Source organism: Fischerella muscicola PCC 7414, assembly GCF_000317205.1.
GTDB lineage: Bacteria > Cyanobacteriota > Cyanobacteriia > Cyanobacteriales > Nostocaceae > Fischerella > Fischerella muscicola.
Map to the genome: position 1 here is coordinate 1 of NZ_AJLK01000021.1, position 11,186 is coordinate 11,186.

The 11,186-nt window shown below is 40.8% G+C and carries 7 protein-coding genes; 1 reads left to right on the forward strand and 6 read right to left on the reverse strand.

The features are described from left to right. Positions 1 to 233: 233 nt before the first annotated feature. From UYI_RS0103020 to UYI_RS0103040, 5 genes are all read right to left on the reverse strand, one after another. A complete protein-coding gene (locus UYI_RS0103020; protein ID WP_016865204.1) occupies positions 234 to 3,305 on the reverse strand; it encodes a carboxypeptidase regulatory-like domain-containing protein in 3,072 nt (1,023 codons plus the stop codon). Between the two features lie 224 nt (positions 3,306 to 3,529). Continuing rightward, positions 3,530 to 4,450 carry a fimbrial biogenesis chaperone gene (locus tag UYI_RS0103025; RefSeq protein ID WP_016865205.1) on the reverse strand — a complete coding sequence of 307 codons (921 nt, stop codon included), beginning with the start codon at positions 4,448 to 4,450 and terminating at the stop codon, positions 3,530 to 3,532. A 53-nt stretch (positions 4,451 to 4,503) separates the two neighbouring features. Beyond that, the gene (locus UYI_RS0103030) at positions 4,504 to 5,070 is read right to left on the reverse strand and encodes a hypothetical protein (protein ID WP_009458367.1); all 567 of its coding nucleotides are present in this window, start codon (positions 5,068 to 5,070) and stop codon (positions 4,504 to 4,506) included. Positions 5,071 to 5,199: 129 nt separating this feature from the next. Beyond that, positions 5,200 to 5,790 carry a hypothetical protein gene (locus tag UYI_RS0103035; RefSeq protein ID WP_016865206.1) on the reverse strand — a complete coding sequence of 197 codons (591 nt, stop codon included), beginning with the start codon at positions 5,788 to 5,790 and terminating at the stop codon, positions 5,200 to 5,202. Between the two features lie 207 nt (positions 5,791 to 5,997). Continuing rightward, positions 5,998 to 8,031, reverse strand: coding sequence for an ELWxxDGT repeat protein (locus tag UYI_RS0103040; RefSeq protein WP_016865207.1), 2,034 nt, complete (start codon positions 8,029 to 8,031; stop codon positions 5,998 to 6,000). A 578-nt stretch (positions 8,032 to 8,609) separates the two neighbouring features. Between UYI_RS0103040 and UYI_RS0103045 the strand changes: the two genes are divergently transcribed. Next, complete coding sequence (locus UYI_RS0103045) at positions 8,610 to 10,052, forward strand: sensor histidine kinase (RefSeq protein ID WP_016865208.1); 1,443 nt, start codon at positions 8,610 to 8,612, stop codon at positions 10,050 to 10,052. Positions 10,053 to 10,144: 92 nt separating this feature from the next. On the opposite strand, the gene UYI_RS0103050 is transcribed toward UYI_RS0103045, so the two are convergent. After that, positions 10,145 to 10,858 carry a rubrerythrin family protein gene (locus tag UYI_RS0103050; protein ID WP_016865209.1) on the reverse strand — a complete coding sequence of 238 codons (714 nt, stop codon included), beginning with the start codon at positions 10,856 to 10,858 and terminating at the stop codon, positions 10,145 to 10,147. Positions 10,859 to 11,186 lie beyond the last annotated feature (328 nt).

Below are 11,186 nucleotides of genomic sequence, written 5' to 3' on the forward strand. Positions count from 1 at the left end.
GCCTCTGGCCACCCCTCTCCGATCTCGCGGAGGAGGGAACGTCGGGGCCCACCTACCCCAAGGGAGTGGGGATTAGGGGCAGGGGGTGAGGTTTGAGTGTGGTCAAATCAATTTAAATCTGCTGTAATTCACTCACATCAAACGTAACTTTACTTTTTGTAACTAGATACCAAAAAATATTCCCCTCTTCCCGTAAACAGGAAGAAGGGAATCTAGCACCTTAAACTTCTGGCTTATTTTTTCTTAGCCGCCGCCGAGATTGGCAATTGCAGATTTTGATCAAAAACAAACTCATTTTTAATTTGCACTACTCGCTTGGGAAGATTATCGCTTGGTGCAGTAGCATCCTGTGAAGGAACTTGGATTGTGTACTTACCAACAGGAACACTATCAAAGCGATAAAAACCAAATTCATCTGTTACGCTAGATGTCACTGGTTTACCGTCAGCACCAATTAATTCCACCTTAGCTTCTGCTACAGGTTGACCAGCTGCATCAGTGATCTTTCCAGCCATACCATATTCTTCTCGCACAGGGAAATCTAGACGAGTCACAGCAGATGAGGCAACTTCCGCTACTATGCTAGTTTTGACCGTAGAAAGTTCTACTGGTAATTTGTTTGGATCAAGTTCAACCACATACACGCCTTCTGGTAAGTTACTAACAAAGAAGTTACCAAAAGAGTCGGTTTGAGATCCACCAACTATTTTATTACGACTATCAACTACACGGATGGCAGCTCCTGCTAAATTAAAATCTTTATTTTCTCCTTCGACAACAATTCGTCCGGCAATTCCACCTCTTTCGCGTCTCAAACCATAAGATTTAGCAGGAGTAAGTTTACCACCAGCAAAAGACAAATCTGATACTAAAGAAATTGTCAGACGATCATCTCCAAATCCTCCAATTATGTTTTTACTTCTGGAAGGAATGCCTTGGTAATCAACTCTAGCGAGTAAGCCTGGAAGTACTTGCATACTTGCCCCAACAACTGGCCCTACATCTCCATCACTGTATGCAAGTCCTAATCTCCAATTCAAACCACCCAAACTCAGAGAACTACGATTGACGGCAACAGTATAACGAGGAGACAAATCGCCACCAAATTCACCACCTAGAGACAATTGATATTCTCTGTTCAGGTTGTAGCTAAAATCAGAAGTATAAATATCACCAAAAGTATTAAAAGATAGTCTGCTTACTGGAGATATTTGATAAAAAGCGTTGAATATATATTGTCCTTCAATGTCTGGTCTGCCTCTTAAAGATAAGCCCGAAAAAGGATTTACTGCAAACGTAGGCAAAATATAATTAGTTGCATCATCACCATCACTTTGACGGCTGCGAGCAAGAAATCCTAAATTAAAAGTATTGCTAAAACGGTAATTAACTTCTAGGCTATGATTGTAGCGATCGCCTGATCCGTTGTTGGAGTAATATCCAGATGGAAATAACTGAGAATTAGCCAGGATTTCTAACTTGCCAAAATCTGCATCTAAATCTGCCGTGTAACCTAATTCACCACGTGATGTACCAAGACTTGTAGCAAGAATCACAGGGCTTGCTGGTCGCCAAACAAAGCCTGCTTGTGCTTGCAAGGTATCAGGGATAGCCTGAATTGCTCCTTCAAAAGTTAAGTTATTAGAAAGTCCTTGACGAAATTGGTAAAATCCAACTGGCTCTCCAGCATCACCATTGAAACCGTAAAATAAAGCATTTTGGGCTAAATTACCACTTAATCCCAATCCAGCTAACTGCACATTGCCACCAGCTGGCAGTAGTAAGTCAGAAGTATTCAGTCTTAAAGAGCGAATTTCTGTTGGTACGCTAAGATTGTTGCGATCATAAATTAATAGTTCTATTTCATTGCTATTGCTAACAGGCAATCTGACATCAACAAATTCATATACTCCATTCAATCCGACCTGTTGCTGGGCAACTACAATTCCACTTACTCTTAACTGCACAAAACTTGCAGGTGGTGCTTCTCCCCGAAATGTTTGCAAAGGTCGAGAACGTCTGGGTAAAAGTTCGGAAGCACTGTAACTTTGATACAAGCTATCAGTAGGCAAATTAGTAAAACCAATTTGCGCTCCTGTCAAATCCATACTATTGAGTAGAGGATGTAAACCTATTTGTTGCCGACCAATTTGATAGCGAAACCGATTTTCACGTTTATAGAAAAAGTACTCAGAAACATATGGTACATTCTCAAAGTTATTATTTAGACGAACACGCCATGTTCCTCCTGCCAGCCTTCCTCCCAAAAGAGTAGAACTGCGTAGATTTGTATCTTCAGAATTCCTATAAAGATATAATTCTTGCCTTAGACTTGATAGGGTACTGCTAGGAGGTTTGACTTCTGGTTCTAATTCAGGAGTGGGTTGCCCAGACTCTTTATTATCTTGTTGCCAAGGTAAGTTAACAATTAAAGCTAAATCTGAAGCTTTAAATTCAATTGGTGTAGCTAATTTTTCTTTTAGTAAAACATCGCTAATATATGTAATACCATCGATTTTTATCAAATTATTTTCAGCAATATCAACTACTCCTAAAGGAGTTTTTAATTGGATTTTGCCATTAACATTAGTAACCGTAAAATTAGCAATTTCAGCAAATGATTCTAAAGGTACTAAAATAGTATTTCCATCAAGACGAATTTCGAGACCACCAACCTCTCGCCGATTAATAATTACTCCAACTAAAAAAGTGCCTCCTACAGATTTTATATTTTGAGCAAGATTGCTAGAATCTCTATTCACAGATGCATAATCATTCTTAGCATCTTCCACTGATTTAATATTATTTGTAGTTACTTCTATATTGCCTGGAGTTATTAATTTCAGTTTTTCTGTAGTATCATAATTATTAGAAGATTGTTGATTATTATTTAAATCCGATGGCAGATCGGCAATTACCTGAACTTCGGAAGATTGATTTACCAAAACAGGTGTATTAATGGGTGCTGTTGAGGTTGGTAAAACTGTTGTTGAATTAGCTTGGCTATTAGAAAACTCCGGTATAACACTTTGGGCTTTAAATATAGCTGCTAACAATTTATAGTGTTGATCTGCTAACTCAAGCTGATGATCAAGAAACTCTAGTTCTTCCTGCTCTAATGATAATTCTGATTTTTGTGCTTTTGAAGCAATATCATTATTGCTATTCTCTAAAGTAGCTTCTGCAATAATTTTTCGTTGCTCAGATAAAAGCTGTTTTTCTGTAATTTTTCGTTCAATAACCTGCTCTGGCTGTAATGTAATTGATAGGACTGGCGGTGCAGGTGGTAAAGCTGGATAGAGCATACTCAAGCACAAAATTTGTATTAGATTAGAAAGTTTAAGCAAGCAAAGAATCACCGCCTAGAGAATTTCTAGGCAGTAAATGAATTTAGATTTTTCTAAAGTCCATCTGGATGGACTTGGTTCGTGTAGCTAGGAACTTTATTTGCTAGGAAAATCAGCAAGAGTAATAAAAGATTTATAGATGCAGATTTATCCAGATAATTTTTGCTTGAAAACAGCAATCACTATCTGCTGCCAAGAGGATTTTTTAAATTACGAGAAGTATTAGGCTGAGTTTGAGACTTTTGGGTAGTAGGTGCTGAAACAGTAAAGGGTATACCTTGGTCAATTTTTATGCCATTCAACTCACCGTTGAGGTCTAAGACGTAGTTACCAGGAGGTAATTTTTTGATGATAGGCAGTAACAGACGTCGACGTGACGCAGGCAAAATAGGGGAGTTGGGTAACATTCCCGCATCAAGAATATTCTCTGGGATTTTTTTTCCTGGTCTTCCCAAACCATCTATGGGTTTTGTTGTCTTAGCGCCTGGATATTTTGCCGCAGGCCAGATTGAATATTGCCCTGTAAGGCGTACGTAACCATTACCTTGGCTGGAAACATCAAATACTGCTGTTGGCTGAGTCTGTGTCTTCGTATCTACAGTAATGGAGTTGAGAACGCCAACCCTTTTAATGTCTCCTACGTAACCATAAATTACCACGCCTAACCGGGCAACAGTTTTAATGCCACTCGCTTTCTCTTCTGCTGAAGGAAGTTCTTCTAAGTACATAATCGCCCGATGTTCCCCTGATTTTGGTTTGGTTCTGGGACGGACATTGAAGCGTATGGTTTGAGAACTACGAGGTGGGATAGTAAATTGCGAGGGCGTAAAAACAATCCATCGTGCCAATGATTCTTCGCCAGATGGAATTTCTTCAAGTCTATTATTTTCACTCATCCGCCATGAGCGAACATAAGCCTTGAGTTCCACAGGCTGAGAGGAAAGGTTGATGACACGAATCGTTTGTGTGCGTGTTTTGCCACCAATTTCCAGTTCCATTCGAGGTGGATTGACACCAATATTAATTGCTGCGATCGCACTTGGTATCCCTAAGGCAAATTTCCCAATTAGAGTTAAGGCTATTTTTGTTGCTTTTGCGAACATTTCTATGAAATTTTCACTCCTTCACACACCTGTTTTAGGTAAAGCGCTATCCCCTACTCACGCCGATTCACCGTCACCGACAACACACCCTCATAGCTCCCTGCTGTACGGGCGGTTGAAAGGTCGAATCGCAAGCGCACACCTCCCTGCACCAAAGCTGTATTAGTAGCTTCATCGCGCGATATTTCAATAATTGGCAATGGCTCCACAGAAACTTGCATTGCCTGATCGCCACGTTGATTGTTACTAAACCCGTCCACCTGACCGTTCACTCCCTTGAGATCATAGGTAGCATAGAGAGAACCGACCTGATCGATGGGAACCCGCATCTGCCATAGACCTGGTAACTCACGAATGACTACCGGATTAAATAGAGGAGGAGCCAGCAAGTCTTGTTCATCTTTTACCTTCTCACTAAAGGAATTAGGTAAAATCCCTCCTAATTCTTGAGGAGGAATGGTCAGTTTTTGGGGAGTCGCTAACTGATATATTTGGGTTGGCTCCGACACATCTAGAGATTGTGCTGTTGCCTGGAAATACGGCAAAGTTAAGAAAGCTGCTACGATACCAAGACAGCGTTGAATATACAATTTGCAGTTTACTTGCCGATCGCTGACCATGTGGCTATGTTTTTGAAAAAAATCAAGAAATAAATGATGGGTAGATGCCCCATCTATAGCTTTTTGTGGTGTTTATCTTGCCCACCTGATGAAAAGAGCAGGCAAGATGCCCGCACTATACATTAATAGTTATGGAGTTGACACATCTACGGTGATTGTGCCAGTGTAGGTTCCCATCACAGTAGCATTGGTTAAGTCTAAATCCAAGTCTGCACCTCCTACCTCAGGTGTATCTAGACCAGGTGCAGCAAAGTTATCAACAGTTGGGGTAATACTATTCACTCCTATAGTTTGACCACCCGCTTCAGTTAAAGTTGTGCTTGTAAGGTTGACATCCACAGTTCCAGTAGAATTAGACCAAACTGCGTATAACTCTGGAATACTTTGTTGTATGGCTGCCAAATTTCCAAAAGGACTGGTTTGATCAAGAGTTACATCAGCATTACCTGTGACAGGATCTATAGTGACTGTGGGATTAGTAGGGTCGTAGTCTTTGCCAACAAAGCCACTGCCTTGTGCTGTTAATGTTGCACCCAATAGGTTCGCGTCGAGAGTCATGTTAACTGTTTGGAAAGTCCGCAGGTACAAAATTTCTGGTACTGTATAGTTAATAGTTACATCTTGGGTTTGAGTTAAAGCTTGAGCGGGTGTAGATAACAGAGAACTGCCCAAAATCGCGGTACCAGCAGTCGCAGCAATAGCGAGAATTTTGTTTTTCATGATTAAAAATTGCTCCTCGTGTTTGTGTCAAATTACGTAAATTGCAAATCTCTCTGATTGCCCTCTTGGGCAGACAAAGGTTATTTAGACGTTCACTATTTCGTAGAAATTTATTAGCAGTGAGCGAATTGCTTGAACAGTAAATCTGCAATTAATTCCATTTCGTTTGATCACTTTTATTTTTATCTCTCCACACCACCTCCTTTACTAAAGCACCCACAATTCTGTTCCGTTGATTCCGTCGTCAGCAATGAAGAACAGCTTGTCACCAACGACAGTCAGCTTGTCAGGGTTGGCATAATCTACAGAGTTTATGTATGTAACCTGTTGCGTCCCCGCTTCCGTGCCGTTACTGCTCCATACTTCACGACTAGTCTGTTCCTGAGAAGCATTGAAAGTGGAGGCGGCAAAGTAGAGAGTGCCACCAAAATTTACGAGGCTTCCAGGGAGACTGCTATCAGAACCAGACCAAATATCTTTAACTAAATATGTACCTGCATCACTGCCATCACTCCTCCACAACTCAAATCCCTTATTTGGATCGTAGGTAGTGAAGTAAAGCGTACTGTCAACAGCAGTTAAATTAATCGGACCAAAACTGAGATTCGGCGCTGCATTCAAATCACTCTTGACACGCGCTGTGTTTGTACCATCACTCTTCCACAGTTCTTGTTTAAAGTCGTTGTTGCTATCGAGTACAAAATATAAGGTGCTGCCTACAGCTGTAAGTAGAGTCGGTCCAAATCCACCTGTCCCTGGAGTAAGGTCTATAACAGAAGTTCCTACTGCTGTACCATCACTCTTCCATAACTCTATACCTGTGCTGACATCGTTGGCAGTAAAGTAGAGAGTGTTACCAACAACCGTAAGATTTGTAGGGACAGAACTTGCTCCACCTATGGCAATGTCTTTGACGAGAGTTGTACCTGCTGCTGTGCCATCACTTGACCATAGTTCAGTACCATTAACTCCATTATTCGCAGCAAAATAAAGCTTGCCACCAAAAGCAAGGAGGCTTGATGGATTAGAACTAGTAGCGCCAGTATAGATATCTTTAACTAGACTAACTGTATTGCCATCGGACACCCAAAGTTCTCTACCATTGCTGCCATTATCAGCAGTGAAAAACAGCTTGTTACCCACAACTGTGAGGTTTTGCGGATTAGCATTGCCAGCCGAAGGATTGATGTCACTCAGCCTTGTAGTTGTGTTTGTGGAGCTATCGTAAACCCATAGTTCTCTACCAGTGCTACCATCATCAGCAGTGAAGAAAAGCTTCGTAGTACCAAAAGCTGTCAGATTAGCTGGATTAAAACCACTGGGATTAAGATTAGTGATGCGGCTTGTACCAGCAACAGAACCGTCACTCTTCCACAGTTGTACACCACTGCTGCCATCATTAGCCGTAAAGTAGAGTGTGCTTTCTAATGCTGTGAGAGAATCTGGATTAGAACTGTTAGCACCAGACCAGATATCCAGCCGCTTACCCTTTTTACTTTCAAAGGAAAGATTTAAGGTGTAGTTAGTTGCACCTGTATTATCATAAACCCGAATGTAGTATGTACCACTAGTTAAGTCTTTAATAATTGACTCTGAAGTGGTGTATGGGTTGTTAGAAAATGCTATTCTAGTGCCAGAATTGTTGTACACTTCAACATTGGCATTGCCCACTAAATCTTGTAAGCTCAAGTTGAGTTTACCGTCAGTAGCAATGTTAAATTTGTAGTAATCATTACTGTCAGTAAGGACACCTTTACTACCTACAAAATCAATGTAAGTGGTAGGGGAGCTACTACTAAGCGTGCCAATGTTTTGGGCTGTAGCTCGTGTATTATCAGAAATACCACTTTCTTGAATTGAATAAGCAGCAAGGCTGAGGTTGTAATTAGTGCCTACAGCACCATTAACTAAACCGACACGGACGTAGTAAATACCGGGATCTAAGGTACGAGCGAGTAACTCCGACGCTGTACCAGTAGAGTTAGCTGTTTGTAGAAGTGTACCGGTTTCAGTATACAGATTCAAACTGGCATTGTCACTTAAACCATCCAAAGTCATGCTTAAGAGACTAGCACTGCTGCCACCAATGCTGATTTTGTAATAATCACTAATGTCAGAACTACTAACCGAGTCTTGAAAGATATTAGGAGTACTACTAAGGGAACCACCAATGTAGGATGTTGTATCTAACGCTCTACTTCTAGTACTCCCTGGGTCTGGAAATCCTGAAAATGTTGCCATGAAAGTCTATCGACTCCTTGCAAAAATTATTTTTATCTTTAGTTTTGATGGCAGCAGTCCCTGATGAGGTGATCAAAACTAAGTCAAACTTGTTATGAGTTTCAAATCTTCAGTTAATTAGTAGAAGCCAAGATTGACTTTTTGCCAAAATTTGTTGCTTAATTGACAATTTTTGTTGATTATACAACCTATTTACTAGTGTTTTATGTATGAATTATTGGTAAACAAGCAACATTACTTTTTTTGGCAGATTGTTTGGATTGATTATTGAGGAATTTAATTCCAAATTACAACAACCAGAATATAGCTTTTATGTCTGAATGCTTACTTCAGTAATTTTGCGTAATTTAATATTAAGCACATTAGAAATAATTAAGTGTAAATACTGTTTTAATGCGAGAAGTTTAGTGAATTTACAGAAAAAATCTTACTACTCGACCACATAAGTCGGGGATCTGGGCAACCTTTGAAAGTCAATTTGGTGAACTACTACTTGGAGAGTAAGGCGTACTAAAACTTAGTACAAAATATGGACAAGATATGAATATCAGATAGATTTGCTATGACTTGCTACATCTATGTTTCAAACAACTCGTCGTCGCCTAGCCTTGTGGTACACAGCTGTAACTGCTTTACTACTGCTGTTATTTGCTACTGGTGTGTATCTGTATGTTCGTAATACTTTGGTGGAGCGGATTGACGATACCTTAAATCATGTAGTGGAAGTAGTGGAGCGATCGCTAGTCATTGAACCAGTTAACTCTAACACCAGTCAATACCGTATTAATGTTGAGGCTAGTTTTCGCGATAACACCGATACAGTAGAAACTGTAGAAGATGACCACATAGACTTAGAATGGTTTAGTCCCACTGGACAACTACTCTGGTCTACTCTCTCAGAACCTCTAGATATTCCCATTCATGTCAACCGCACAGGTGAGACGGTGCATGTGACGAGACAGAGAGATGGGGAAATGGGGGGATGGGGAGATAGAGAGAATTGTTCACTGCTTCTGCGTCAGGTAACTCAACGAGTGGAAGTAGGCAAACAAGTACTGGGATATCTGCGTGTAAGTCATCCTTGGTTTGAAGTCACAAAACCCAGCCGACAGTTAATACTTGATTTGGCAATAGGCATCTGGATGATGGTACTTTCTGTGGCTGCAAGCGGCTGGTTTCTTTCTGGTAAAGCTATGGAACCAGTATACGAGTCATATCAACGCCTGAAACAGTTTACTGCTGACGCTTCTCATGAACTGAGAAGTCCGATCGCTTTAATTCAAACTAATGTGCAAGTTGCTCTTGCAGATTTAGAAACTGCTGAGGTGAAAGATGCGACTCTTTCCCACTATCGACAACAGTTACAAGTGGTAGAACGACTCACCCAACGCTTAGGTAAATTAGTTAATGATTTACTTTTCCTAGCGCGCCAAGATAGTGGTATTAGCCAAGAAAACTTTTCTGCTTGTCCTGTCGATGCTTTGCTGATGGAAGTAGTAGAAGAACAACAACTGTTAGCTGCTGAAAAAAATATTACCCTCACCTTCAACTTAATTGATCCTCCAGCCACAGAAACTAACCCCGAAATATTAGAAAATTGGTTCACACTCTCAGGTAACTGGAATCAATTAGTACGATTGTTCACAAACTTAATCAGTAACGCTTTGCGCTACACTCCACCTTCTGGACAGGTAAATGTAGAATTAGCACGAGTCGAAGCAACAAACCGTACTTCAGGACTACGTTCTAGTCATCCCCAATTACAAATTAAAGTCAGTGATACTGGTATAGGCATTCCTACAGAAGCATTACCCCGGTTATTTGACCGCTTTTACCGAGTAGATCCAGCGCGTACCCATCCTAATGGTAGTACCAAGACAGAAAATTCCACTGGCTCAGGCTTAGGGTTAGCGATCGCTTTAGCGATTGTAGAAAACCATCAAGGTCAAATTCAACTTGAAAGTACTGTTGGTAAAGGTACTAATGTTACTGTCACTTTACCCGTAACTCTGGAAAAATAAAAATCATGATTAAACCACCAAGACACAGAGACACAAAGTGATCTTTTCTTTGTGTCTTAGTGTCTTTGTGGTTAATAACCTGCCGAGATTACTTAAGCCGCAACGGCTTCCTCATAGGGAACAAAAGTTTTCTTGCTAGCGCCACAAATTGGACAATGCCAATCTTCTGGGATGGCTGCAAAGGGTGTACCTGGTGCAATACCAGAATCAGGATCACCTTCTGTTGGATCGTAGATCATTGAACATTGGCGGCAAATCCATTTTTGGGTAGCAGGATCACTACTTGCTGCTTTGGGAGAGGCTTTTACTCCTTCTAAGGCTTGTAGTGCTTCTGTATATTGCTGAGCGTGATGGTTTTCAATATGTGTTAGTAAGCCAAAATTATGAGCGGCTTTGCGGAATATGCCAGCGTGTTCGCGAGACTCGGCTTGTTGTGCTTCAAACTCGACGACGGCTTTCCCATCTCGATCTGCACGTGCTTGTTCAGCAAAGCCTGGGTACATAATTGTGTACTCGTAAGTTTCTCCTTCTATGGCTAATTCTAAACAACGAGCTGCGATCGCTTTTTTTTGCTCCTCTGTTAAGGATGCCACATCACCCACTACCAACTCTGGATGCATTAACCGAAAGTGAGCAAATGCGTGTTCAGTCTCCTGATTAGCCGTTTCCCGAAACAGCTTTGACAGTTCACTCATTCCTAATTGGCGAGTCACCTCTGCAAAGAAAAGATACTTGCGATTCGCCATAGATTCCCCTGCAAACGCTTCACTCAGATTGTTAGCAGTGTTGGAGTTCGATAAATCCATAGTGTTCCCTCTTGTGAATCCACTGAACAAGAAAATTTGAAATTCGGAATAACCATTGTGAGGTAGCAATTCCGAGTTCTAAATTTTAAGCGTACTCGTAACGAGTATGACTATTATATAACATGTACTCATTATGAGTACGATAAACCATAGATTAATTTAAGGAACTACCTTTAGTGTCCAGTTGTGATCGCCCAATCGCCCAATCAAAGAAAAAACACTGATTAATTCACAGCAAATTCTCTTTAAAAAGACTCTGCGTTCCTTTGCGCTCACTTTGCGTTCCTTTGCGTTGAAAGTCGCTATAATTTTACGCAAAGCAGTACTT